The organism is Coleofasciculus sp. E1-EBD-02 (genome assembly GCF_040218245.1).
Classification (GTDB): Bacteria; Cyanobacteriota; Cyanobacteriia; order Cyanobacteriales; family Coleofasciculaceae; genus Coleofasciculus.
In genome coordinates, this window is record NZ_JAVJQN010000036.1 from 1 (window position 1) to 26,488 (window position 26,488).

At 44.4% G+C, this 26,488-nt stretch carries 22 protein-coding genes; 16 read left to right on the top strand and 6 right to left on the bottom strand.

The window, feature by feature from the left end; all coding sequences use genetic code 11:
• The coding region (locus RIC07_RS06000) for an RRXRR domain-containing protein (protein ID WP_446393724.1) at positions 1 to 120 on the bottom strand (120 nt) is incomplete at its 3' end.
• 531 nt (positions 121 to 651) lie between these two features.
• Here RIC07_RS06000 and RIC07_RS06005 point away from each other — a divergent pair.
• A complete protein-coding gene (locus RIC07_RS06005; protein ID WP_446375186.1) occupies positions 652 to 1,035 on the top strand; it encodes a hypothetical protein in 384 nt (127 codons plus the stop codon).
• A 159-nt stretch (positions 1,036 to 1,194) separates the two neighbouring features.
• Here the strand turns inward: RIC07_RS06005 and RIC07_RS06010 are convergent, their stop codons facing one another.
• The 4 genes from RIC07_RS06010 to RIC07_RS06025 form a co-directional block, all read right to left on the bottom strand.
• Positions 1,195 to 2,172: a Gfo/Idh/MocA family protein gene (locus tag RIC07_RS06010; protein WP_446393726.1), complete on the bottom strand. Its 978-nt coding sequence runs from the start codon at positions 2,170 to 2,172 to the stop codon at positions 1,195 to 1,197.
• Positions 2,173 to 2,235: 63 nt separating this feature from the next.
• Positions 2,236 to 2,967 (bottom strand): PEP-CTERM sorting domain-containing protein, encoded by a 732-nt coding sequence (locus tag RIC07_RS06015; RefSeq protein WP_446393727.1) that lies wholly within the window; start codon positions 2,965 to 2,967, stop codon positions 2,236 to 2,238.
• Between the two features lie 438 nt (positions 2,968 to 3,405).
• Positions 3,406 to 4,086 (bottom strand): two-component system response regulator RppA, encoded by a 681-nt coding sequence (gene rppA, locus RIC07_RS06020; RefSeq protein WP_446393728.1) that lies wholly within the window; start codon positions 4,084 to 4,086, stop codon positions 3,406 to 3,408.
• 41 nt (positions 4,087 to 4,127) lie between these two features.
• The gene (locus RIC07_RS06025) at positions 4,128 to 4,274 is read right to left on the bottom strand and encodes a hypothetical protein (RefSeq protein WP_446393729.1); all 147 of its coding nucleotides are present in this window, start codon (positions 4,272 to 4,274) and stop codon (positions 4,128 to 4,130) included.
• Between the two features lie 41 nt (positions 4,275 to 4,315).
• On the opposite strand from RIC07_RS06025, the gene RIC07_RS06030 reads away from it, so the two are divergent.
• The 7 genes from RIC07_RS06030 (at position 4,316) to ggt (ending at position 14,322) form a co-directional block, all read left to right on the top strand.
• Positions 4,316 to 6,373: an ATP-binding protein gene (locus tag RIC07_RS06030; protein WP_446393730.1), complete on the top strand. Its 2,058-nt coding sequence runs from the start codon at positions 4,316 to 4,318 to the stop codon at positions 6,371 to 6,373.
• 120 nt (positions 6,374 to 6,493) lie between these two features.
• Positions 6,494 to 9,433 carry an eCIS core domain-containing protein gene (locus RIC07_RS06035; protein WP_446393731.1) on the top strand — a complete coding sequence of 980 codons (2,940 nt, stop codon included), beginning with the start codon at positions 6,494 to 6,496 and terminating at the stop codon, positions 9,431 to 9,433.
• Positions 9,408 to 9,971: a hypothetical protein gene (locus tag RIC07_RS06040; RefSeq protein ID WP_446393732.1), complete on the top strand. Its 564-nt coding sequence runs from the start codon at positions 9,408 to 9,410 to the stop codon at positions 9,969 to 9,971. The genes RIC07_RS06035 and RIC07_RS06040 overlap by 26 nt, the downstream gene beginning before the upstream one ends.
• Before the next feature lie 2 nt (positions 9,972 to 9,973).
• Positions 9,974 to 10,852: a hypothetical protein gene (locus RIC07_RS06045; protein ID WP_446393733.1), complete on the top strand. Its 879-nt coding sequence runs from the start codon at positions 9,974 to 9,976 to the stop codon at positions 10,850 to 10,852.
• An 11-nt stretch (positions 10,853 to 10,863) separates the two neighbouring features.
• Positions 10,864 to 11,373 (top strand): barstar family protein, encoded by a 510-nt coding sequence (locus RIC07_RS06050; protein ID WP_446393734.1) that lies wholly within the window; start codon positions 10,864 to 10,866, stop codon positions 11,371 to 11,373.
• Between the two features lie 114 nt (positions 11,374 to 11,487).
• On the top strand, positions 11,488 to 12,318 hold the full coding sequence (locus tag RIC07_RS06055; protein WP_446393735.1) for a hypothetical protein: 831 nt from the start codon (positions 11,488 to 11,490) through the stop codon (positions 12,316 to 12,318).
• A gap of 315 nt (positions 12,319 to 12,633) precedes the next feature.
• The gene (gene ggt, locus RIC07_RS06060; RefSeq protein WP_446393789.1) at positions 12,634 to 14,322 is read left to right on the top strand and encodes a gamma-glutamyltransferase; all 1,689 of its coding nucleotides are present in this window, start codon (positions 12,634 to 12,636) and stop codon (positions 14,320 to 14,322) included.
• Positions 14,323 to 14,507: 185 nt separating this feature from the next.
• Here the strand turns inward: ggt and RIC07_RS06065 are convergent, their stop codons facing one another.
• The gene (locus tag RIC07_RS06065) at positions 14,508 to 15,854 is read right to left on the bottom strand and encodes a cytochrome P450 (RefSeq protein WP_446393736.1); all 1,347 of its coding nucleotides are present in this window, start codon (positions 15,852 to 15,854) and stop codon (positions 14,508 to 14,510) included.
• 651 nt (positions 15,855 to 16,505) lie between these two features.
• On the opposite strand from RIC07_RS06065, the gene RIC07_RS06070 reads away from it, so the two are divergent.
• The 8 genes from RIC07_RS06070 (at position 16,506) to RIC07_RS06105 (ending at position 26,329) form a co-directional block, all read left to right on the top strand.
• Complete coding sequence (locus RIC07_RS06070) at positions 16,506 to 18,470, top strand: lipoxygenase family protein (protein WP_446393737.1); 1,965 nt, start codon at positions 16,506 to 16,508, stop codon at positions 18,468 to 18,470.
• Between the two features lie 295 nt (positions 18,471 to 18,765).
• Positions 18,766 to 19,530 carry a hypothetical protein gene (locus RIC07_RS06075; RefSeq protein WP_446393738.1) on the top strand — a complete coding sequence of 255 codons (765 nt, stop codon included), beginning with the start codon at positions 18,766 to 18,768 and terminating at the stop codon, positions 19,528 to 19,530.
• On the top strand, positions 19,520 to 20,602 hold the full coding sequence (locus RIC07_RS06080) for a pentapeptide repeat-containing protein (protein ID WP_446393739.1): 1,083 nt from the start codon (positions 19,520 to 19,522) through the stop codon (positions 20,600 to 20,602). Before RIC07_RS06075 ends, RIC07_RS06080 begins: the two co-directional genes overlap by 11 nt.
• 692 nt (positions 20,603 to 21,294) lie before the next feature.
• A complete protein-coding gene (locus tag RIC07_RS06085) occupies positions 21,295 to 22,656 on the top strand; it encodes a lipopolysaccharide biosynthesis protein (protein WP_446393740.1) in 1,362 nt (453 codons plus the stop codon).
• The gene (locus RIC07_RS06090) at positions 22,653 to 23,480 is read left to right on the top strand and encodes a class I SAM-dependent methyltransferase (protein WP_446393741.1); all 828 of its coding nucleotides are present in this window, start codon (positions 22,653 to 22,655) and stop codon (positions 23,478 to 23,480) included. Before RIC07_RS06085 ends, RIC07_RS06090 begins: the two co-directional genes overlap by 4 nt.
• 45 nt (positions 23,481 to 23,525) lie before the next feature.
• Positions 23,526 to 24,662 (top strand): glycosyltransferase family 4 protein, encoded by a 1,137-nt coding sequence (locus RIC07_RS06095; RefSeq protein ID WP_446393742.1) that lies wholly within the window; start codon positions 23,526 to 23,528, stop codon positions 24,660 to 24,662.
• Positions 24,663 to 24,800: 138 nt separating this feature from the next.
• On the top strand, positions 24,801 to 25,175 hold the full coding sequence (locus tag RIC07_RS06100) for a hypothetical protein (RefSeq protein WP_446393743.1): 375 nt from the start codon (positions 24,801 to 24,803) through the stop codon (positions 25,173 to 25,175).
• Between the two features lie 44 nt (positions 25,176 to 25,219).
• Complete coding sequence (locus RIC07_RS06105; RefSeq protein WP_446393744.1) at positions 25,220 to 26,329, top strand: glycosyltransferase family 4 protein; 1,110 nt, start codon at positions 25,220 to 25,222, stop codon at positions 26,327 to 26,329.
• Positions 26,330 to 26,488: the final 159 nt, after the last annotated feature.

Consider the following 26,488-nt stretch of genomic DNA (forward strand, 5'->3'; position numbering starts at 1 on the left):
GACTTCTAGGTCTGACCATTTTCCCACTGCTCTACCAACATTCACCCACCGTCTAGCCCTGGATGGTTTGGTGGGCATTAAAGGTTTTCCTTCTTTACTGACTACTGGAACACGATTCATAGATATAATCCACTCGTGTAAATGTTTACGTCTCTTAAGGCATTGATAGGGGTGTGTCCTGGAAGTACCCAGTGCCTAGAGATTCCTAGACCTACATAGAGTCCGAACTAGAGAAACGTTCGGAAGTGATTATCCCCTACCAACTCATGCCCTATTCATGACTTCCTGGCAAGTTCCCTCTGCCAATCCCTAACCTCAACGAAGTAGGTTGGGGTTCATGAAGTTATACATCACCCTATTGTCAAAGTCCGGTTAGTGCGTCGGCAGATGTAACCCTAGTTAGCATTTCGTAATTTGTCTTATGTCTTATGTTTGTTTCCTCAGCTTCAGTAGACACCTATGGAACGTAACAGGCGGCGCGATCGCATTTAGCTTGAACATCTGGAAAGGTGATTGAATCACAGCTTCTGAAGAAAAATCTATCTTTTTGGAGATACCCCTTTGTCAATTATCGTTTCCTCTGATAGAGGTAAACCAGACTTCAATCAAAAATAATAAAAATGTAACAAACTCTCATGGGAGAGAACGCCAATGCGATATAAAAATCTTACAGCTATAGGAATCCTAGCCGCCATGTTCGGCTTAGCGAACCCTGTCTCGGCTCAATCACCAGTCACGACCAAAGCCGACGACGTTACTCTCTCTGGTGAATCCCTAATGGGCATTGAACAGAGAAATCTCGGCGATGATTTTGACCAGTTCTTTTTAGACGATCCAGCGCTGGCATGGAGAGGAACGGGTGGTAGCCAGATTAATTTTAACAACCAAGCTGGTGCTGACTTTCAGTTAATAGACGATGTGGAAATCTCAGTTAACGAACCCTTATCTCCACCGATCAGTCCAATCAATTTCCGCAGACACGAGAATTTAAGCAGCGGTCTTGATCGCGTGGAAGTACAAGTTGAACTTGATTAATGGTTATATGTTTGTCCGAAAGTAGGGGCGGGTTTAGGGCTTTCATTTTGCCATTGATGATCAAGTTTATTCAAAACCCGCCCTGACAGAGTGGCAGAGTTTGGGCTGAGACAGTGGAGAGTGATTATCTAGCGCTATTATCACTAACCCCATAAGCACCTATTTCAACACAATCATTTGATTTGTTTCCGCTGATTGGCAAACGGCGTCTCCAACCTGAAGCGCATATAAACTGGCTTCACTCGACACATACAGAGGCTTTCCATCCACGAGATGATCTAATACCATTTCTGTATCTTGAACAAATAAACCGCGACGCCCTGCTACAGTGATGGGATGTTCTTCCTCTCCCCGGATGAATTTACCTTGATCTCCCTCAAATACCAGTGTACCGCGATCGCCGTGGACTTCAAACGTCCGCAATCTCTGCCAAAATACTTCCCCCTTGCCATAGGTTACGTGGGCAATTAGTCCCTTGACAAACTGTAATTGAGCCGTACAGAGACAGGCACGATAATAGTCTGAATTTTGCCAAAACTGAGTATTACAGCTAACGGTTGCGACGTTACCAAATAAATTAGTAAATCGATGGATGTGGGGTAATGCGGCTTTAAAGGGAAAGCCAAATAAGTCCCGATGGTATGTCCAACGCTGCGGCGCTGGGTGCTTCGGCACAATTGTGACATATCGGGCATAAAAAGGAGTGCCAATCTCTGGTAATGATTGCTGTAAGGCTTGATGTAAGCCGCCTAATAGCTCAATATGTTCCACATGTAGGAGTTTGCCTTGAGCTTGGGCAAGGGCAATTAGGGATTCGGCTTCTGTCGGATCAAGGGAAATCGGATATTCGACAACAACATGCTTCCCTGCGGTTAAAGCCGCCTTAACAATCGCACCATGATCACGATTAATCGTACAAACAAAGACTAAATCCACATCCGGATGTGCCACCACCTGTTGCCAAGACTCGACGGCACTGGTTTGGTGGCGTTGTACAAAGTCTTGCACGGTTTCCGGGGTATGCCCACTGACAACCACTAGCTGCGATCGCGCATCCGCCTGTAAGGTTTGCGCCCGTTGATTAGCGGCATATCCAGTCCCGACGATACCAGCCCGAATGGGCATTTTATCAATCATTTGTGAATGAGTCCTCGCTTCAACATCCCCCTATTTAGCGATTATAAACCAATAGCTTTCTGGTTATTTTACCTTATTTTGCTTTCTCGAAGACTCTTTTTTTAACAAAGCACCAAATCCGAGAGCGACACCTGAACCGAGGATAGTCAAGGGTTCGGGAACCGGTTCGCTAGTGCCTACCTTGATTTGATACGCCAGGTTAGAGCGAGTCGGTTGATCTCCAGTCCAATCGAAGCTGACTGTACCCGTCAGCGTAAACGGTGCTGAGATATCTTCAACCAACACATAGTCTACATTGTCACTATCGCCATCACTTGGAGCAGAAAAGGTATTCAAACTATCAAGATTAAGCCGTACATTGCTGTTGGCTGTTTCTTTGGTACGAATATATATCGTATCAATTGGTTCGGTAAACGCTGTGCTACTTAGTAGTGTTCCACCAACGTTATAGTTGACTGTTGAGCCAGTATACTCCAGTGTGAAATCATAGACTGTACCATTCCCCCAGACAAACTGAGCGGATTGCATAGGAGTCCCAGCTTTATCATTAATCCCCAACTCACGTTCAGCCAGGTTCAAACTGTTATTACCAATTCGCCCCTCAGCTACGAATACTTCGGTAAATTCCCCACTATTGATTAACCCATCGAACTGGTCATCAGTAAAGTCAGGTAGACTCGTGACTGTAGCCGCACTGGCAACACCCGAAACGAGAGACAGACCCGCAGTGGCTAAACCAACACCTAAAGCAACTCCAGCTGCTCTGAACGAAAAGTTTGAGTAGATGCTATTCATAGTTACACCCCGTATATGTACTTACCTAACAGTATAATTCTCTCAAGAGAGAATTTCTGTGAAGTGTTGATGAAGTAAGATCCAAATCCTAGCGCAAAATCTATAGTTATGTTACGTCAACAAAAATTGTCAATATTTTTTAAGTAGGGCTGCATTTCCATACCAGCCAACGGGGAACAAATTGAGCATTGTCTATAGTTATTCTCAATTAGCTAGATGGATGCTAGCTGAATATCCCAGAATCAACCCAATAGGGGCTGTTGGGAAAAAAAAGCATTAGGAATTATGAGAGTTGATATCTAAGTAGTTTCTTGCGGTTGAACTTAACTCTAATGGCACTGAAAATTCGTATTTTTGGCTCGCCGAAACTCTTGATATAGCCTAGGGTGGGTTGAGCGAAGTCGAAACCCACCAGCCCAAATTTCAGTACCATTCAACTTAACTCCCTTCACCAAACCGATATCCCTTCCCGTATACCGTGTGAATCAAGGGGGCTTCACCAGGAGCCTCTATTTTGCGGCGTAACAAGCGCACTAAAGCCGCTAAGACATTACTACTAGGTTGTTCTTCATCCTGCCACAACTGCTGATAAATTTCCCCATGAGTCAACAGTTGACCCGAATGACGCATAAAATAGTCCAGAAGCTGGGTTTCTTTTTCCGAGAGTTCAATTAATCGTCCATTGCGGTAGGCAAGCTGATTGTCCACATCCAGTTCTAAAGAAGCAACGCGCAACCGAACAGGCGCATTGGTTTCCGTCGCCGAACGCCGCAGCAAGGCGCGAACCCTAGCCAGTAATTCTCGCAGTTCAAAGGGTTTGACAAGATAATCATCCGCCCCTGCATCCAATCCCATCACCCGATCATCCAGGGTATCTTTAGCGGTAAGGAAGAGAACAGGTGTCGTTTTCCCTTGCGATCGCAACTGTTGACAAAGCTCTAACCCCGACTGATGCGGTAACATCCAATCTAAAATAAGCAAATCATAGTCGCTTTGCATCGCTAACTGGCGTCCAGACTGTCCCTCATAAGCCACATCAACCTCGTATCCCTCCCGTTTGAGGACTCGGCTTAAAGGATCGGTGAGTTCAACTTCATCATCAACCAACAGAATACGCATTATTTGTCATTTGTCATTTGTCATTTGTCATTTGTCATTTGTCATTTGTCATTCGTTGATTGGGAAATCTCTCCCTCATCTTCCCCAGCTTCCCCCGCTTCCCCCGCTTCCCCAGCTTCCCCCGCTTCCCCCGCTTCCCCAGCTTCCCCTGCACCTCTGCTCCCCCAACCGAAAACTTTTGCCGCCACACGCTATATCATGGTGAATATTGCTGCGCTTAACGATGCCCATGTCTGTATCCCGGCTCAATGTAACCGAAGGCTGGCTAGAAGCCAATCAGCAGTATTTGATGGGAGAGATTGCGCGAGTGCGTCAAGCCTTGGAACGCAAGAGTGATCAAATCACTACAGGTATCTCTCTTACCTTAACCAATGGCTTCTATCCCAATGGAAATGGTTCCTACCATCAACCCGACACATCGCTTTCACCGCCTCCCTTGTTAGATCAGCTTTGCCAAATGTTTGGGTTATCCTCATTTGAGCGAGATTTGCTGCTGTTATGTGCGGGGATGGAATTTGACGCCTCTTGGGGGTTACTCTGTGGCATCGCTCAAAGTAATGAACAAATGAATTATCCCACATTTGCTCTAGCGTTGAATATATTACCCCATGGACATTGGGGGGCGCTGACGCCAGATGCACCGTTGCGCCACTGGCGGTTAATTGACGTGGGTGAAGGGTTTACGTTAACCAGTAGTTCGCTACGGATTGATGAGCGGATTTTGCATTACCTGCGCGGGGTTCAATATATTGATGAGCGTTTGGCGAGTATGGAGGAACCGATGCCCCTACCGGGTATTTTGGTATCCTCTCATCAGCAAAGTGTTCAACAAATTGCTACAACCTGGTTACAGGTGGGTGAGGGGACATTTCCGGTAGTGCAGCTGTGTGGAGAAGATGTCACCAGTAAACGTGCGATCGCACGAGCCGTATGCGATCATCTAGGGATTAATCTCCATGCCCTTTCTGCTGAATCTTTACCCACGAATACCAGTCAACTGAATATCGTTAAGATACTCTATGAACGGGAATGGGCATTAAGTAGCACCGTACTCTTACTCAACTGTGATCATCTCGAAACCAATGATCCAGCCAGAGAAAGTGCGATCGCCCGTTTCATCGAAAGCCTGAACACACCCCTGATTGTCACGAGTCGCGATCGACGCCGCCAACGCCAGCGTCCCATTATTACCATTGATGTCCATCATCCCACCAGTGATGAGCAGCGTTTAATTTGGCAAAACGCTTTAGCCGATAAAGCCGCCAAACTTGAGCCTGCAATTAACTTATTAGTCTCCACATTTAACCTTAGCGCCCCCAACATTCATACCGCTTGCTTAACCATCAAAGGAATGGACATTGAGACGCCAGAAGAAGATGAACAACCTATAGACGAAGAAAACTACAACCCATCTGCCCTGCCACCCATGACCACTAAATTGTGGGACGTCTGCTGTATTCAAGCCCGTCCCCGCATGGAAGAATTAGCCCAACGGATTGACACAGCCGCCACTTGGGACGATTTAATTTTGCCAGACAGAGAACGCACTGTCTTGTCAGAAATTGTCACCCATGTGCGTCACCGGATGAAGGTCTATGAAAGTTGGGGATTTGCCGGAAAAAGTCGCCGTGGTTTGGGAATTAGCGCCCTATTTGCTGGTGCCAGTGGAACCGGGAAAACTATGGCAGCCGAGGTGATCGGAAAAGAGTTACGATTAGATGTTTATCGGATCGACCTCAGTTCAGTTATTAGTAAATATATTGGTGAAACTGAGAAGAACTTACGCCGGGTTTTTGATGCCGCAGAAGGAGGAGGATCAATCCTGTTATTCGATGAAGCTGACGCCTTATTTGGTAAGCGTTCTGAAGTCAAAGACTCCCATGATCGCCATGCCAACATTGAGGTCAGTTATCTGTTGCAGCGCATGGAATCCTATCGAGGATTGGCAATTTTAACCAGCAATATTAAAAGTGCCTTAGACCAAGCCTTTCTGCGACGGATTCGCTTTATTGCTCAATTTCCTTTCCCCAACGCGGAGCAACGCCAAGAAATTTGGAAACGGATTTTTCCTAAACAGACACCAACAGAGAAGCTGGATTATCGGAAATTGGCAAAACTGAATGTAGCAGGGGGTAATATCCGTAGTATCGCCATGAATGCGGCATTTCTAGCGGCAGATGCTGGGGAACCCGTACAAATGAAACATATTTTGCAAGCCACTAAGAGCGAATATGTGAAACTAGAGCGACCATTAACCGATGTGGAAATCAGGGGATGGGTTAAGTAAGAGGTTTAGGGATTGTAAAAATTAGTGCCATGGCACGTCTGCCAATTGTCTGTAGGGGCGGGTTTAGCCATTTCAGTTTAGTATCTACCGATAACCTTTCAACAAAACCCGCCCTTCTTTGTGGCTGGTGTGATATTTTCCCGCAAATCTAGTAATCGATGTGATTACACCGACTGGATTTCTAGTCCCCTAGTCACCTCTTCACCCATCCCCAATCACTATTCCCTAAAGTTCCGTAACAATTTGAGCGATCGCGAATTGCATAAAGGACTTGTGCAGGATAATATTAAGTATTCACAAGTTGAGTTGGGAAGACTGGTCATGGGTAGCCGACGGCGTCTTAACAAAAAAACATCCTGGGAATCGACTTCTTTACCAGTACGGAATCCTTTACAACCGCGCCCATTCGGTAAAGGTATCCAGGCGAGACGAGCAGAGTTACCAACAACCAATGTGTTGCAAACTCGTCCCTTCGGTACTCCCAAGCAGGCATCTACGCCTAAACAAGAGATGCCAGATCTCCAAGCTCAACTCAAACAGGCAGAAAGCTTTGGCTATAATGCCGCTAATATTCCCACCGTACCTTCGAGTAACGCTACACCGATTCAGGCAAAGCTGACGATTGGAGAACCGAATGATAAGTATGAGCAGGAAGCGGATCAAGTAGCGTCTCAAGTCGTTAATCAGATTAATTCGCCTCAGAGTCAGCCGTCGGTTCAGGGTAAGACAGTACAACGGGAAGCTTTACCACCAGAAGAGGAGGAAGAAACTCCCGTTAACGCCAAACTCGAATCAGGGACACTACAACGAGAAGCCTTACCAGAAGAAGAGGAAGAGGAAACTCCCGTTAGTGCCAAACTCGAATCTGACACTATCCAGCGTCAAGGTATTCCTCCAGAAGAGGAAGAGAAAAAAAAAATTAGCCCAAAGTTAATGAGGAAATCCCAATCGGGAACAGGGAGTACAAATGCCTCCGTTAACTTAGAAGAATCCATTCAACAAAAGCGGGGTCAGGGACAATCCCTCTCAGAGGATATCCGCGAACCGATGGAGCAAGCATTTGGGGCTGATTTCAGCGGGGTAAAAGTACACACTGATAGCCAATCTGACCAGCTTAATCACTCAATTCAAGCGCGTGCTTTCACAACAGGACAAGATGTTTTCTTCAAACAGGGCGAATACAACCCTGGAAGTAAGGATGGACAGGAATTACTTGCCCATGAGTTAACTCATGTTGTTCAGCAGACAGGTACTGTTCAGCGCGATGATGATCCGGCAAAAAAAGACCAAAAAAAGTCTAAGAGTACCATTGAGGAACTCAGAGACGCATTGGGCGGTTGGGGTGCAGATTCAGCCCAGATTTTGCAGTTGCTAGGTAAAGCGTCTGCCTCTGAGAAGAAGCAGATATTAACTGACTCTAAACTGATGGGTCAACTCCAAAGTAAACTGAGTCGCCGTGAGATGATTCAAGCCCTCAATGCTCTGGAGGCTCCCCTTAAACAAAAGCTGAATGCAGCAATGAAGGGTTGGGGTTGTGATGCTCAGGTGATTAAGGATCTGACAGCCAGTGCCAAAGACACAGAGAAGAAAGCCGTTTTAGCTGACACAGCGCTGGTTGCTCGACTCTCAAGCGAGTTGAGTCGAGCCGATATGTTGACGGTTTTAGGCAACCTCAATGCGCCTGTGAAAGACAAACTAAATGCGGCGATGGATGGTTGGGGAGTCGATGCTGAGGCGATTAAGGCTCTGACCAAAGGGGCATCAGATGCAGAAAAGCAGGCAGTTTTGAATGACGCGGCACTGGGATCGAGGCTTTCGAGTGAGTTGAGTCGAGCCGATATGTTGACAGTTTTAGGCAACCTCAATGCGCCTGTGAAAGACAAACTAAATGCGGTGATGGATGGTTGGGGAGTCGATGCTGAGGCGATTAAGGCTCTGACCAAAGGGGCATCAGATGCACAAAAGCAGGCAGTTTTGAATGACGCGGCACTGGGATCGAGGCTTTCGAGTGAGTTGAGTCGAGCCGATATGTTGACAGTTTTAGGCAACCTCAATGCGCCTGTGAAAGACAAACTAAATGCGGCGATGGATGGTTGGGGGACAGATGAGCAGGCTATCCGTGAACTTATGGTGAACGCGACAGGGGCTGAGCGGAATAAAGCGTTAAGTGATACGGTGCTAGTGTCCAGACTTGCATCTGAACTTTCTCTGTCTGAGATGATGAGCATTCTTGCGGATGCAGGCGTTCCCTTTAAAACCCGATTTGAACTGGCGCTCAACCCTTGGTCAGCAGGACTTAGCCAACTTCAACCTCTGGTGGAAAATGCCACTGACGCTGAACGCCAAACCGTTTGGTCAGATGCTGCACTTATGAGCCAAGCTAATACAGCTCTGGGCGAACAAGATTACCTCACCTTAGTGACTACCTTGGGCATGTTCCAGCCGGGAACCACCGCAGAAGATGGGAAGAGTCATACCTCGGCGGGTGATGCAGATACTTATATCCAAACCCACATTGCCACTTATGTGGCTGAAGCGGTCAAGAATGGTCGGCAAATTGCTGGACTCGTAGCCGTAGTGGATAATGCCGATTGGGATCGAGCCGGGATTGCCCATTATGGAGCCTCAACTTGGAATGGAGGCAAGAAAACTCAAATTAATGGCTTTGTGGATAGTCAAGGTCGAGTCTGGATTCACAAGGATCGAGGAAATGCGGGTACGATGATTCACGAGGCAGTTCACAAATATTCTGATAATGGGTTAATTGGGATTAGTCAACCTCTGAATGAAGGGGTGACAGAATATTTCACCCGTAAAGTTTGTGCGGCGGTTACGCCTCCAATTACCGGACGTCTCAACTACCAAAATAACTACGACTGCGTAGTCGTCTTGGTGAGTCTGGTCACAGAATCTACCATAGCCAGTGCCTATTTTGACGGCAAGACAGATGAGTTAAAGAACGCTTTCATCAAAGCCAAGAGCGAAACAGACTGGGATGACTTCATTCATGAAACTAAGCAAAATCGGTGGGCAAATGCAACTAGATCATGTACCCCATAAACGCCTATTCGTTTCAGTTCTGGTAGGCATGGTCATCGTGAGTGTAGGTACAGCTTGCAATGAAACGGCAAGTAGTACTCCTAAAGCTGACTCGGAAATAGAAAATCAATCATTTGATTCTCCGAGAAAACAGTCTAATGCCCAATCCCAAGACATGAAAAGGAGAAATTCCATGACAACAGAAATGCTGGGGCAAGAACTGCAAAGAGCGCGTGTGCTGCTGAGTCAGGCAAATGAACCACTCCAGGAAGTAGACCCAGAACTCCCACCTGAAAATATCGGTGCTTTGGGCGGTATTGGTTTCGAGGTGAAAAACCCTGATGTTAAACTGAGTATCTATGTCTTCGAGTATCAAAACCAGCACGCTGATGCTGTAGAAAAACTGATGGCTCAAGTTCCTCAGGAGGGAACCCGAATTCTTCACGGTTCAAATGGTTCTCTACTGTTTTTTGGGCATACACGAACTGATGGTCCAGATGGTATAGACGCAAAGTTTCGCTTGGGTGGTCTAGCTTCCGCTTTTGCTGGTCAGGAATAGTAATGGATATTGAACGGCTAAGACAACTCTGTTCACTTCAGAGTCTTGAGGTTACCCAAGATATCGACGAAGTGTTACACAGACTCAGGAATCCTCTAGCTGAATATGCAGAGTTGGAGTTGCGGTCTGATCAGAAGCACGTTGATCTGATCACCTTAAGCGAAGACCCCAACGCGGTGGATGAGTTTTTGGCAATATTAAAAGACCGAGGAACCCCTGAGCCAGATTGTGCCACAATGATTGCCCTGGCTAATTTTGGAGCGGGTTATGTTGTGGGAATGAAGCTGCCAATCGCTGGGTCAGTTTCCGGAGGAGAGATGTACATTCGGGGCGCAATTCCGCTGTCGGAAGTTGAGTACTTTTTGGCACAACGGGGTGTGGGTAAAGAAGCGATCGCGCAGATTTCAGGATTAGCTCAAATCTTTGAAAAGGATTACACTCATATTCTGGCAGCCGATGCCACTTCTCCTCCCAGTTTTAGCGTATTTTTCACCACCTATCTCGTTCCTGGTGAAGAAGAACGTGACCGCGATCGCTTGCAGCAGGCGCTTGCGAAAACGGGTGTCACGGAAGATGGTATTGAAAAGTTTCTGCCTTTACATCGTTTGCTGGGTGCCTCACGACCCGAAACTCTCTACTTTTCTTGGAGGATCAAGGATGGCAAGCCGACAATTGGAGCTAAAATTGACTACGCGGGTGTTCGACTTGGGCTTGTTTCAGAGATGCTCACCAGGATCGGTGTAGCTAATCAAGCTAGACTCCCGATCAAATGGGGTACACAGCTTAATGTACGACAAGCTAATTATGCGGGTCTTGTCATTGGCTCTCACCAACTATCAGGTGTTCGTGCCTACTTTACCATTCCTAGTACAACACACTGAGGTAATGCTCAGTGGATTATGAACCGCTTTTCAAACCGAAGCCACCAATATTCTATGTTCAAGTGGCAAATGAATCGGCTTTTGCTGACTTGTATCTTCAGTTAACATCAGACTATTCACAGGCGGCGATTCGGATGGTTAGGGGCAAGAAAAGTAAAACGATGCCTGACTTTTTCAAAGAGATAGGTGTAGCCCTTCAGTTTCCCTACTACTTTGGTGAAAACTGGGATGCTCTTGACGAATGCATTACGGATCTCAGTTGGCTCGATGGGGAAGCTTATCTGTTGATGGTAAATCAGGCTAATTTGCTTTTACAAGACGCAACTCCAAAGGAGTTCCAGATCTTGATGGAAGTGTTATCGGATGCTCATCAGACATGGCTGACGCAACCTCAAATCGTCAACGAAAACGAACACCTAACGGCGTTTAATATTTTGTTGGGTTGTACGGATGAGCATCGTTCTGCCTTGACACAACGATTGACTGATTCTAGGGTAGAGTTTCAGGTGTTTCATAAGTAGGTGAACACAATAAAAGTCTGAGAAGAAGTAACTTTAGCTTGGCGATAAAACTTGACATAAACACAAAATAATGATAGATATCAATTATATCTCCAGTTAAATTTGGAGGGGGTTATGGGTATCCGACGACGAATTCGCAAAAAAAGGTCTGGGGAAGATGAGTTTATCCCAGCACCGAACTCGTTACAGACGCGCTCCTTCGGGAAGGGTATCCAAGCCAGACAAGCTAAGTTACCTGCAACGAATCTCTTGGAAACACGCCCCTTTGGTTCTCCCAAAAAGGCATCCGCTTCATCCAAGGAAACCGCAGATATCCAGACGCAACTGAAACAGGCGGAACGTTTTGGGTATAACGCAGCAAATATTCCTGTGTTTCCACCCAAGAAATCGAAAAAGAAACCGAAAAAATCAAAAGGGAAAGCGTCTCATCCGGCTCAAATTGTCATCCATAACCATCCCGGTGGAACGCCTCTGAATCAAGGAGACATCCTATCCGCGATCGCAAAAGACACCAAAGAGGTACAAGCCGTGGGTCATTATGGTAAATTTAGCCTACGGCGTCAGAAAGATACCTGGCACATTACTCAAGAGCAAGTGGCGAGGGCTTATGCTCAAGGGGTTGAGCAGTGGTTGCGAGAATGTCCCAAGGAATTAACCGAACATTATCCGGCGAAAAAGGATATCCCCCAAGCGGGAGCAACGTTTAAACAAGATCAGTTTATGGCAAACTATTTTGCCTGTAAAATTTTGGCAGAGCAAAGTCGAGGTGCGGTGGTTTACGAACACCCTGATGAAAAGGAACTGATCCAAAAACGGGCAAATCTATACCGCGAGAGAATTGTTGTTCCACTTAAGCGAACTTCCCCGATCAACCCTAATTCGGTGGGTACGAGTCAGGGGAAAAAGCTGCAAGTCCCGAAACTGATGAGCGATCGCCTAGAATAGTCATTTGGTTGCGATCGCGCTTTCCTTGTGTTATATATCTTTATGCTCAATGGCGGGTTGGGTTGAATCGTTATCGGTGAGCAAGGGCGAGTTTTATTGTTCATTTATCGGTAGGGAGGGCGGGTTTTGTTGTTTATTTATCGGTGAATATTTGAATTGAATGGCTAAACCCGCCCCTACAATTTGCAATTCCTGTCTAAATCACTCTATTCTCTTCCAATTGTGAAACGTTTTCAGCAAAGCATAAAAATACTCACTATCCGAGGTTATCGCTTTTCTCGCTATCCGAAACAAATCCTGATTCTCCTGGCTACAGTGAGTCTGATTTGTACCCAAGTTGTCGCTCAAGATGTCCCCATTTATAGCCCCAGGGATATCTTTCATCCGGTTATCGCGGAAAATGGTATGGTTTCCTCTCAAGAAAGCTATGCCACAGAAGCAGGGTTGGCTGTGTTAAAAGAGGGGGGAAATGCCATTGATGCTGCCGTAACCATGGGATTTACCATGGCGGTTACTTTACCCAGTGCGGGAAATATTGGTGGCGGTGGATTTATGCTCGTCCATTTAGCCGATGAAAATAAAACCATTGCCATTGATTATCGGGAAAAAGCTCCAAAATCCGCCACTCGTACTATGTTTCTGGATGAAACAGGTGATGTTGATCCCGAAAAATCTCGCCATAGTTATTTAGCTGTTGGTGTTCCCGGAACCGTTGCTGGGTTAACTATGGCATTGGAAAAATACGGAACAATTTCTTTAGCACGGGCGTTACAACCTGGGATTGAATTAGCCGAAAATGGGTTCCCTGTTTCCGAATATGTGCATCGTTCCTTAGTTGCTGTGAAAGAACGAATGCAAGCCTATCCTGCTAGTATGGCAATCTTTTATAAACCAGGGGGAGAACCTTATCAGATTGGTGAAACTCTGGTGCAAAGAGATTTAGCGCAGAGTTTGAGATTGATTGCTAGGGAAGGATCAAAGGCATTTTACCAGGGCGCGATCGCAGAGGCGATTGTGGCAGAGATGGAAGCCAATGATGGCTTGATTTCTAAGGCGGATTTAGCCGAGTATCAACCCGTGATCCGAGAACCAATTCGCGGTACTTATCGCGGCTATGAAATTTATTCCATGCCACCGCCGAGTTCGGGGGGAATTCATCTGGTACAATTGCTGAATATTTTGGAAGCATTTCCTCTGGGAGAATTGGGACAAAATACCGCCCAAACGATTCATTTACTCACCGAAAGCATGAAACTAGCGTATGCGGATCGGTCTAAATATTTAGGGGATACTGATTTTGTGTCTGTCCCGATTTCTGGGTTAATCTCTAAATCCTATGCCGAACAGCTACGCCGCAAAATAAATTTAGATCAAGCAACGCCAAGTCAAGAAATTGCTCCGGGTAATCCCAATCCGTTTATTGAAAGTAACAATACCACTCATTATTCAGTTATGGATAATCAGGGTAATGCTGTGGCGAATACGTATACCCTAAACTTTAGTTATGGCAGTAAAATAACGGTTCCGGGGACAGGGATTCTGCTCAACAATGAAATGGATGATTTTTCCGCCAAGCCAGGAGTTCCCAATGCGTTTGGTTTAATTGGTGGAGAATTTAACGCCATTGAACCGGAAAAACGAATGCTCAGTTCCATGACACCAACGATTGTCTTAAAAGATGGGAAGCCGTTTCTGGTGACGGGAAGTCCGGGGGGAAGTCGGATTATTACGACGGTGTTACAGGTTATTTTAAATGTAATTGATCATGACATGAATATTGCTGAAGCAACGAATGCCGTTCGGGTACATCATCAATGGCTTCCGGATCAGTTGATGATTGAACCCGGATTAAATGGAGATACGATGCGTCTGTTAGAGGACAAAGGACATCAGATTACCGTCACCAATACGATGGGAAGTACCCAAAGTATTATGTTAGTTAATCAAACCTTAAACGGTGCATCTGACCCCCGACGTCCTGGTGCTTTAACCTTGGGCTATTAATAGCTAAGGATTCCCATCCATAAAAAATACCCCTTTCAGAATGTCAGGGAAATCAGTTTCCCTGTCTTGTTTCATCCAAGTGCCAATATCGTTAAGTTATCGAGTTTCAATGGTTAGCATGATTTGTTTTTATCTTGTCGTGTTGATCGAGGTAAAATGGTATTCGCCAAGGCAATACCTACCAATTAGTTGGCTCGTCGTGCAAAGCCATTCAATACTAGATTGGGCTTAAAGGGAGCAAACTTTTTCATATCCCATTCTACACCAGAAACAGAATGCCATTGATAGTGCTTAAACGCATACAAACAGAACAGTTTTATAATAGCAATCGATAAGGATCTGCCCGGACAGTTGCGTTCCTGATTCGAGCCATTCCAGGATAAAAGATCGCTATAATCTCGTGTAGTTTTAAATGTATCTGGCTCTTCATATTTATCAGGATCGCGATTCGCCGTAAATAGGGAAGCGACGAGACGAGTTCCCTTTTGGAATGGACATCGCTGACCGCCAATTTCTACTTCCATCGGTTCGGTAGACATTTGATTGAGAAAGCGAACGGGTGGATAAAGACGTGCTGTTTCAAAAATTACCTTTTCAGTTAATTCGAGTTGGGCTAAGGTTTGGGCATTTGGGGGAGTTTGACCATCCCAAACAGTATCGATTTCAGCACCAACATTGGCTCTCAAGGCTTCATCTTGACATAAAACACCGAACACAGAGGCAAGGAGATCACTGGTTCCAGCAGTTCCGGCAACGTGGATCATATCAAACAGATTGTTGGCAACCTGTTGTTCATTTAACTGATGCGTTGCCCCGAACCTTAGATAATCTTGATACTGGGGAGATTTTTTGTAAGTGTCTACTAATCGTTGGCGATGCTGAATGTGCGATCGCGTCTTATTTCTCAACAGTGTGTTATGAATAAGATTGGGAACAGTCGCTAATCCCAACCCGCCAATATAGCCAGCTGAACCAGCAATTTCTTCCTCAGATAATTTGAGGTTAAGAATCAGTTCGTGTAATAGAGCAACAATCATTTTGGGCAGGTCAGTTTTAACATCGATTTTTCCCTGCTTTGTCGCCGTTGCTAGTCCTGTATCGACTAGCTGTGCCAGTGTCTCTGTCGTTTCTTCGGCTTCTGGTAAAGCGTGAAAAAATAACGCTCGAATTCCGGCATGTTCATCACCATTGGTTCCTAAACATAAGGGATGACCGAGAAAATAACTGCGAGCATTGATTTTTAAGGGTCCCAAATAATTATCCCGTTGCTGAGGTGTGGTTTCAACCAGTCTTTTGGCGTCAGCGTAGGAGGTATGGATGATTCCCTGATCCAAACCCAGAAATTTATCGGAGATCCGTTCCTTCCGCACATACAAATAATCTCGCCATTGCTTAGTCAGTACCGGAAGGTCTAAAAAATAAGCCCTTAAACGAATGACTTTGCTAATGGGATTGTTCTGACCAATTTTTGCCAAGAGGCGCGAGAACTTGAGTTGACGCTCATGGACTTCGAGTATTTTTTGGTGTTCCATCCTAATTCTTCGGGGTTTTGCTTGCTGGAAAGGGTTAATTTATAACTTTATCATCATACGTATTGAACTTTATGGCATTCAGCTCAACTTTGGCAAAAACGCTCAACATTTCTTAATCAAATGACATCGATACTAACCAACTTGAATGATGAATAAAAATAGTATACAGTATAAATCTGTCCCCAAATGGAGCCATTTGAGCCTGTTTAAATGAGTCGTGAACACAAATAGGGCTGAAAGTATTGCCCAGTAAGGATCGCTATTTCACAACTGATTTAGACTCATGATTCTTGAATTTTTTCTGGTTCCCGCCTTGACAAACCTATTGCCATTTGCTACTAAAGCCGACTGTTGGTTATAGCACTACGCACTAAGGTTAGGACAGAAAAGAAAAATTCAAATCGCTCAATCCCTTGTAAGGCAAGCTTTTGTCTTCACTATTGCCTATTGCCTATTGCCTATTGCCTATTGCCTATTCCCTGTTCCCTGGCGCGTAGCGCTATATTTGCCAATTGCTGATGGGTCAAGGAATCGTTGCCCTGATTCGGCTTCAGCCTTTAGGCTATCTCATGAATGATTAGGGATTCCGGCATCATCCTGGACAAGACACCAATAAACCCGTAACCTTTCTTTTGACAAAAGGATATCCACATGACCAAGACGCAAACGATTGTTCAAGAACTATTACAAGTTTTAAAACTCAGGCTAATTAACAAGTCTAGCGTTCAGCAAAAACTCAAGAAAAAAGCGGCAAAACAACGATCGCAGTTAAGCAAAGTTGTCGGTCAGCTCGTCTTCAGTGACACCCAAAACCCCTTACATAATATAGAAGTGGAGTTGTGGGATCGAGACATTGGTACACCGGAAGAGTATCTAGGTAAAAGTGTCACGGATCGCAATGGGTATTTTGAGATTTACTATGATCCAGACCAAGCGGGGTTTAAGGACAAGCCTGATTTAGAATTGAGAGTCATTGAAATTCGCAGCAGCTTCGATACCAACAATGAATTGGTGCTTGCCAAACGTCTCGCCTACACGATTAAAGGACCCGATAATGTCACGCAAAAAGAGTATGACTTTGGCACTTGCACCGTTCCCTACTGGCTTTACAACCCCACCAATTCCTTCCCCCGCATTCTGTTTACCGAGTTAGAGGGAACACCGGACGAAGATGCGATTGGTCGCAAACTACAAGGTTATGAAGCCGCGAATCGTTTAACCCCGATTAAAGCCAAGCATGTTATCGAAAATACGCTCAATCCGAATCAACTCTCTCTCCAGGAAATTCAAGGAGATTATCCGCCCAATTCCACGATTGAGCTAGAGCGAAAAAATCCGGGATATACCCGAAGTGATGAATTTTTTGGGCTACGGGTTCTCAATGGGATGAATCCCTGCTTACCGAAAAAAAATAAGCACAAGCCGAATGAGTACAAGGTTACGTTTAACTGGGATGCTTACGAAAAAGATCAGATTCATGACCTGCACAACGTTGATGCCACGTTTGAGGTAAAAGATGGCAAATTCTTACCCACATCGATTACCATTCAAAGCCGATATCCTGATTCCTACGCTCCTTTTTCTCCCCTGAAAGAACCGATCACCTATACGCCCAATGACGGCGACAAATGGTTGCAGGCAAAGCGAATTTTCCGCACCAACACGTTCTTCGCGGCTGAACTGATTGAACATTATATTAAAGCTCATTTACAGATGGAGCAATATACAGTTGCAGCGTTCCGGAACTTGAGAAAAAATCCCCTCCGTCTGATGTTAATTCCTCACCTCAAGAGCTTGATTAATATTAATCGGCGGGCGGATACGGTATTAGTAGATCCAAATGAGGGCTATGTTGTCACGGCTGGTCCCTTGACGCCAGAGAGTGTGGTGCAGATTTGTCATGAGAGCATGTCGCAGTTGGATTGGAAAGGGTGGCAACCGCGTCAGCCTTTATGTGAAACTCATACCTATGCCAAGATAGCCAATCTCTATTGGCAGCTTTTGACGGAATATATTGAGGTCTTTTTCCAGAATTATCAGGATGAGATTGAACGCGAATGGATTGAAATTCATCGGTTATCGGATGACTTGGTTAACCATAGTGTGGCGTATGAACCCGGAAAAGACGGTGGTGGCGATGATGGGTATGAATGGTATGATACGAATGAACTGACTCAACCGAATAATTCCCGCCGCACCATCAATGGCAGTCTGAAAGTGGTAAGTCCGATTACGCTATCGGATAAACCCGATGCCAATGATATGGAATACTTAAAACAGTTCTGTCGGTTTGCGATTTTCCACGTAACCTTGTGGCATTCCTGGGTGAATGATTCCCAAACAGATGCTGGAGGGGAAGTTTTGTATAGTTCTCTCGGACTGCGGAATGGTAGTTTTGGGAATGAGGATGATCCGACAATTGCTCCAGATTCAGGAGAAGCAACGCAACTTCTCTATTTGGTGAATGTGTTAACGGCGATTAAGTATGGATATATCATCAAGAATGAAGATGGAGATATTCCCGCCGAATTTCGCACAATTCTGTCAAATCACAAGCAAGATTTTGCCCAACTGGATTTTGATGTGAATAACATTAGAGCGCTGATCAATATTTGATTTGATGGATAGTGTATCCCATCCGTAGGGGCGCAAGGCATTGCGCCCTTTATTTAATGGCATCCTTGACCCCAGCCAATTTCAAAATTATGCCCAGCATTAATATCGGTGGGTTACGGTGGATAGTTCATTGAATGGTTGTCGCCTCAATTCAAGTCCCACCTAACCCACCCTACTCTTTGAGGTATGGCGTATTTTCAGCCAGGATTTAGTTACCTAATGTTACGCAGGCAAACAACTGAGTCCCAGGTCATGTACGGTTATAGATGAACCCCTACTCAGTTGGTGTTCGGCAATGCCTTCCCCAATTTCTCCTCTATCCCAGCCCGAACCGGAAAACAACTGTGCTGATTGTCTGTACATGACATTGGCAGGGATTCCGGTGCAACCCGTGGAACATCCTGACTATCTGGAATTTCTGCAACCGTTTCCAACGCCACAAATTGACCTGTACTTAACCCTTAAGTTTAGCCAGCAGTGGGAGTCTTTACCTCAAGGACGAATTCAGTTTGGACTCAAAGGGGGAGCATTGCGGCTGAGGGTAGAGGGGGGTGAGATTCCTTATGAGTCCCGGATTATGGGTTCTATGGAATTGGGTGTACCAACGGTGGAGACGGATTCTCCAGCCAATCGTCCTATCCGCGATCGCACCTCACCCGAATTCGATCTGCCCACCCTTGATCTACAGGGAAATGGAGCAACCGGACAACCGTCACTAAACGGGGAACCTAACCATTATTCCATTTGTCACATTACTACAAAAGTAACCGAAGAAAACCCCGCCTGGATTTTTGAAGAAGAACGGGGACAGCCTGTCTTAAATGGCTGGCTCAATCAGGTCAAACTCGGCACATTGAGTGTCTCTGCCCTTCCTTGTCGCGTGGACGCCACATTTGAAGTATCGCGGCGAGATATTTGTTTGACCCATGTTGACCGATTGTGGAGTCCGGATATTAGTCGCAATAAACGGGCGGTGCTGGACAGGCTGATTATTCAGCAGTTGCTGGAACGTAAGTTTAAGCCCTATCTCAGTCGAGTTGAGTTGCACTATGATGGATGAACGTTTTTTTACCCAACTCCAAGTCCTAATTCAGAAGGTTGTCGCGGCAGAAACGGACAATTTAGCTCAACTGGCGGCAATGGTGGGTCTGAATTTGGCACGAGATTTCGCCGAGTCTAATCTCAGAGATACTAATCTCAAAGGTGCTAACTTGGTGAAAGCCAATCTTAGAGGTGCTGATTTGCATGGCGCTAACCTGATGAAGGCAAGGCTGTGCGGGGCTGATTTGCGCGGGGCTGATTTGATTCAGGCTAATCTGTGTGGGGCGGATTTGAGACAGGCGAATCTGCGCGGTGCGGTGCTGTGGAATGCGGATCTGACTCAGGCAAACTTAGAGGGGGCGAACCTCACCGATGCCAATTTAGAGGGGACAACCTTAAACTACGCCAATCTGAAAATGGTTGATTTGAGAGGCGCTCATCTCTACCAGGCTTATCTCTATGCCGCTAACGTGAGTGAAGCGAAACTTAGAGGGGCAAATCTGGGAAAAACTGACCTGAGAGAGGCAAACCTGAAGCAGGCTTCAATTATTCGTGCCTATTTGGGACAGGCTAATCTGCAAGGTGCGGATCTCGACGGCGCGAATCTGAGTGAATCGGATATGAGTCAAGCGAAACTAAACCGTGCCAAATTGCGGAATACTCAGCTACGGAATGCTGATTTCAGCCTTAGCGATTTGAGTCAGGCGACGCTGATTCGTGCCAATGCGAGCCATGCTCACCTGATTCGCGCCAACCTGCGAGGGGCTGATTTGATTCGCACGAACCTGACAGGTGCTGATTTACAGGGAGCGGATTTGAGTTTGGCGGATTTGAGTCTGGCTAACCTGTATTTAGCCAACTTAGGCAATACTAACTTAATTCGCGCTAATCTCAGCATTGCTGAACTCGGCGGCGCGAATCTGAGTCGAGCCAATTTGAATCAGGCGGATTTGAGAGGGGCAAATGTGGAAAATGCTGAGTTTGCTAGCAATCCGGGATTGTCTGAGGAGATGAAGCGGGTGTTGAAACGGCGCGGTGCTATCTTGGCAGAGGTGAAGCGCGATCGCGTGGGAGTGTTGGCGTCTCGGTAATTGGATGCGATCGCTCTTTTTCCCAGGTTGTGCGATCGCGAAATTACTGGGAAGTCTCCATTGTCCCTACTGTTCTAGAGGGTCTATAGGAGCGCACATTTTCCCATGGTAAAAAAGTACCTCAAACAACAAAAAAAGTCAATGACTACGGGATTTAAATTATCGAGGCAATACAGTCCGGATATAATCCTATCCGGTTGAACCTTCATCGGTGGATCTGTTGTCACATAACTAAACCTTTTCGATTTATCCGTTGAGTTTTAAATTTATCAAGATAATCGGATTTAGGGCTGAAGCTGGACGGTTTTGGAAAAGCTTGACTTTACGTTGGTTTTGGTTGTAGTATAAAAAAAATGAATCCTGTATTGTGTTGTTATTATAGGCGTTTTAAGGATAAAACGCCTCAACGCCTTAAGATTACGTCTATTTTTCTAGCTAAAGTCGAAAATCATTAAATACTACAAACGTACTTAATGACCCAATTTACTGAACTCGCTCTGGGGCTAATTTGACAAAAAAACGGCTTCATGCATATAAGATTCCTGGATGGGTGTTCTAGGGATATGAAACGGGTGTGGAAACGTTGAGGAGCAATCTTGGCACAGGTGATTGGCGATCGCGTGGCGGTGTTGGCTAAGATAATCTCTTTCATTCTTACCCTTTTCTCCGGTCATCTTTTATAATTCTGGGGAATGAGTAAACAAGGATTATGGACGCTAGGTAAAACCTTATGGGCGAAAGTCATAGGGCAAAAATTTGTTCGTGATGTTGGCGTACTGACGATTGCCAACTTATTAGGAGCGCCTCTAAGTTTTCTTCAGGGTATCTTAGTCGCGCGTTGGCTCGGACCAGAACTCTACGGCATTGCTGCATTGGTAATGAGCTATCCCGCTTTGGTCTACACGTTTTTTGATGCCCGTTCGGCTGAGGCATCAGTTAAATACCTTAGTGAGTTTCATGCCGCAGGTGATCGCGAATCGGCACTGGCAATGTGCCAACTGGGATATATCATCGATTTAGCGATCGCGACGTTAGCGTTTTTGCTGGTGTTAGTTACGGCGAGTTGGGCAGCACAAGCGGTGGCTCATCAACCTGAATCAGCAGGACTGATTGTCGTTTATGCTGCTGCCTTTATCCCCCAAGCCTTAGTGGGAACATCCCAAGCCGTGATCACGACGCTGGGAAAATTTCCTTTGCGGGCAGGAATTGACAGTCTGATCAAAATTCTACGAGTCCTATTGGTGTTAGGTCTGGTTTTGGCAAATTGGCAGGTAGCCGGGGTTATTTGGGGGAGTGCGATCGCCACAGGAGTAACCGGACTGTTGTACGGGATCATGGGCTGGCGGCTAATCTACCACCATTGGGGGGCGTTCCCACTGCAAGGAAAATGGCAAAACCTCAAAGGCAGGCGTCGAGAAATTTTTCACTTTCTCTTCTACAATGAACTGAATGCCTTATTAGGCATGATTCCCAAACAACTCGATGTATTACTTTTGGGGTATTTTCGCAATCCCACAGAAGTTGGATACTACAAATTAGCCAAGAGTCTATCTAGCCTGGTGAACTATCTGGTAAAACCGTTGCAATCCGTAACCTATCCTGAATTAGCCAGACTTTGGAGTTTAGGGGACAGACAGGCTCTGATCCAAAGAGTCCAGCGTTTGGCTCTCCGAGTTGGCATCCCGCTAGCCGTTATTGTAATAGCTAGTACCTGCTTAATTCCATTGGTTTTACCATCCATACTAGGGGCGGCGTACTTACCAGCCGTTAGCGCCACCCAACTGTTCTTCATTGGCTCGGCGATATGGTTAGCATTTTTTTGGCTCAGACCCCTGTTTTTGGCGATGGGAAAAATGCGGTTTTGGGTGAGTAATTCAGCGGTGGTTGTAACGCTGACAGTATTGGGTTTTGCGGTAGCCATCCCCACCTGGGGATATATCGGCTTAGCATGGGTGTGGCTGATTGTCGGGGGTTTGGGCGGTCACCTGTTGGCAACTGCCTATTTCCTTCACACTTGGAAAATGACGAATAGATATTCTGAGGAACCCAAATGAGTACCCAAGTCAAGCAATTTTACGAAACGTATCATGATCAGATTACGGATAAGCGATTCAATTCTCCCTATTGGCTGCGTCGCTATGCTCACCGCCAGATCCACGCTCAGTTTTTACCCTATCTGCAAGCTGGACAACGAGTGCTAGACGCGGGATGTGGAGAAGGAGTGCTGAGTTGTCTAGCGGCGCAGCAGAATGTGGACGTTGTGGGAATTGATATCTCCCATCCGAATATTGAGGCGGCTTGTCGTCTGGCAAAAATGTGGAATGTGACTGTAGAATTTCTACAAGCTGACGCTGAGCATCTACCGTTTCCAGATAATAGCTTTGATGTGGTACTGAGTTCCCATGTACTGGAACATCTACCCAATTTGCATCAGGGATTGCGTGAGCTGTACCGTGTAACTCGAAATTTAGCATTAATTGCCATGCCAACGTGCTTTAATCCAGCCTGTTGGGTCTTACTGGGAGGTGATAATTATTGGAAACTAGGACGACGCACACCCCTTGCTTTACCTGTCGGTCTACTCAAAACTGTAGCTGCATGGATCAGTGGTCAAGAAGGTCCCAATCAAGGCTATGCTGGAAACAAGGAACTGCCACATATTTGGCGATTTCCCTGGGTAATGCGTCAACAGATTAAACGTGCAGGTTTCCAAATTGAAACCTTTGAAGCCGGACCTTTAATGGCTCCCTATTTAGCCCAGTATATCCCCCACCTACAAGGACTACAAGTGAGTCTGGATCGGTATCGCGATCGCCCCTTATTGTGTAACTTTGGTTATGGCAGTATGGCAGTATGCAGGAAGCCAGGAAGCCATTAGCACCATGATACTATTCTTTTACTCATCCAAGGCTGAAAAAGCGTAATGAAAGTGGCTTTTATCACGACTAATTTATCTCAGGATAACGGTTGGGGACGTTATTCCTATGAGATTATTAAGCGAATGCCTCAGCATGGAGTTGAGCCTGTCGTCTTAATTATGTCATCGGCTCATTGTCCGGATTTAGAAAAAATTCAAATTCATCCCTTTCTATTATCTTTTGCGGATGGGATTTTGAAACCAATAAATTTAGCTATAGACTTTTTTACAGCTAGAAAGCTAGTCAAAGACTGTTCTATTATTCATTGCCTAGCTGAACCTTTTATTCCGTTAGCTTATCTATTGGCTAAAAATGGAAAATCGTTAATTATCAATGCGGTGGGAACCTATTCAGTTGCTTTGCTGAAAAAGAGATGGGACAATTTTTATCAGCAGGCATATCTTTCGGCTACTTTTATTTTGGCTATTAGTCGATATACGGCGATGCGATTGACTAATACAGTACCGCAGATTGCAGACAAGATCAGGGTAATACCACTCGGCGTTAGCGTCAATAATCAAAATGATCAACCACCTTCTAGTCAATTTCGCGAAAATGCTTTTCTAATGGTTGGACATGTCAAACCGAGAAAAGGAACACTACAGGCTGTTAAAGCAATGGCAAAAGTTGTCCAGAAGTTTCCAGATGCAAAACTTTTTATTGTTGGTCCTATTTCAGATGCTCAATATGTTCAACAGGTAAAAGTGAATGTGTCGAAAAATAAACTTGAAGATAATATTATTTGGCTGGGAAAAATATCACAAAAAGAATTGAACTCCTATTACAATCGTGTACGGGGTTTAGTTATGCCATCTATAAATATAGGCGATAGTTTTGAAGGCTTTGGTCTCGTTCACTTAGAAGCGAATGCCTTTGGAGTTCCAGCTATCGGTTCATTAGATTGTGGGAATGAAGATGCTATTCGAGATGGTTACAGTGGCTTTTTAGTCGAACAAGAAAATATTCAGTCGTTGTATGAGGCAATGATTAAATTACTAAGTTCTGAATTTAATTGGGATTTTATGTCACAAAAGTCCCTGGATTTTGCTCGAAGTAAAACCTGGAAAAAAGTAATTAAATCATATAGTTTGACCTACAAATTAACTCAAACTATTATTAAGGATAGTAAAAAGTTTTGTTGATCGAGCATTCTATGTTGTTAATAACAATAAACTTTTGTTTTTGTTTGTCCACAGAATATCTTTATTAGTGCTTTAATTTATTGAACAGGATAAGATTTTTTCAATTAAATTAGATTAAAATATCAACAATTTTGCTTTATGAAAAACAATGTAGATGTATTTCTAAAAAAAGCTTCTAAGGTTTTTTCTCGTAAAGGCATTTATCCTTTTCTCAAACAAGAGTTTTCTGAAATTAAACCTGGTGCTAACGTCTTTCTTATTGGTGCAGGTGGCTCGATCAATGAGCTTTTACGCCAATATGCAAAGCAGGCAAATTTTAGAGTCACATCTTTTGATATAGATCAAACCAAATCACCGGATATTTTAGGAGATATATGTACTTATAAATTTAGTCAATATGAATTTTTTGATTATGTAGTAGTTAGTGAAGTACTTGAACATATCCATTCCCCTCATTTAGCAATCAGCCAAATCTATATGACAACAGGTTATCTAGTAACAGCAATGAAATAACTTAAATCACCGAAATGTTAAATTGAATTAATATTAACATAAATATGAAAATCATTTATATATCAAATTCAATAATACCTTCCCGCACTGCTAACAGTATTCAGGTAATGAAAATGTGTCAGGCTTTTGCAGACAACGGTAATGAAGTGTTACTGCTTTATCCAAGTCACATCATCAGCGAATCCGACATAACTAATATTTATAAATACTATGGTGTAAGGGAGTGTTTTCAGTCTCTAAAATTACCCTGTGTAAGAAGTAAATTTGGATTATATTTATATGAAATTTTAGCTGCCGTAAAAGCAAAAAAAATGCTACCTCAATTAGTTTATACTCGTTCATTACGTAGTTGTTTTTTTTGCGGTTTAATCGGCTTGAATTCTATTTATGAAGCGCATAAACTTATCTATAGAAAAATAAATTCATGTTTTTTGTTGAAAACAGTAAAATCAAAATACTTTAAAAATTTAATTGTAATTTCTGATGCCCTAAAACATGACTTTCAAGGTCAATACAATATACCAAATTACAAAATTACTACTGTTCATGATGCGGCTGATGAACCCCGACAATACGACAAGCTAAAACTTGATCAGCCGAATAGATTCAAGGTAGGGTATGTCGGTCACTTATATCCCGGTAAGGGAATGGAGTTAATTGCTGAACTATCAATAAGGTGTTCCTGGGCAGATTTTCATATTGTTGGTGGTACTAACTCTGACTTAGATTACTGGAGAGTTAAGTTAGACCATTTAAAGAATATATATTTTCATGGGTTTATTCCACCAGCAGAAACTGAAAAGTATCGTCAATCTTGTGATGTTTTGATTGCACCTTACCAGCGTCGTGTATCAGTGTTTGGAGGTGGCGGTGATGTGGCGCGATGGATGTCACCTCTGAAAATCTTTGAGTATATGGCTTCAGGTAAGGCAATCATCGCTTCAGATTTACCTGTTTTACGAGAAGTGTTAATCCATGAAGTAACAGCTATTTTGTATGAACCAGAAGATATCGAAGCTTGGGTAACTGGCTTGATAAATTTACGTGATAATGATAAAATGAGGAATTATCTCGGAAAACGAGCTAGGGAAGAATTTAAAAAAAAATATACATGGAAAGCTAGAGCAGAAAAAGTACTTCAAAGCCTAACTTGATTTACATTTATGATTAATGATTTTATATTTTTATTGTTTATTTTATTTTTAATTTCATCGGCATTATTTTTAAGATCAACAGTAGACTTTGTTGGGATTATCAGCTTGATTATTTTAGCAACGACTACTTTATTGATATCTTATAAATATCCAAAAATT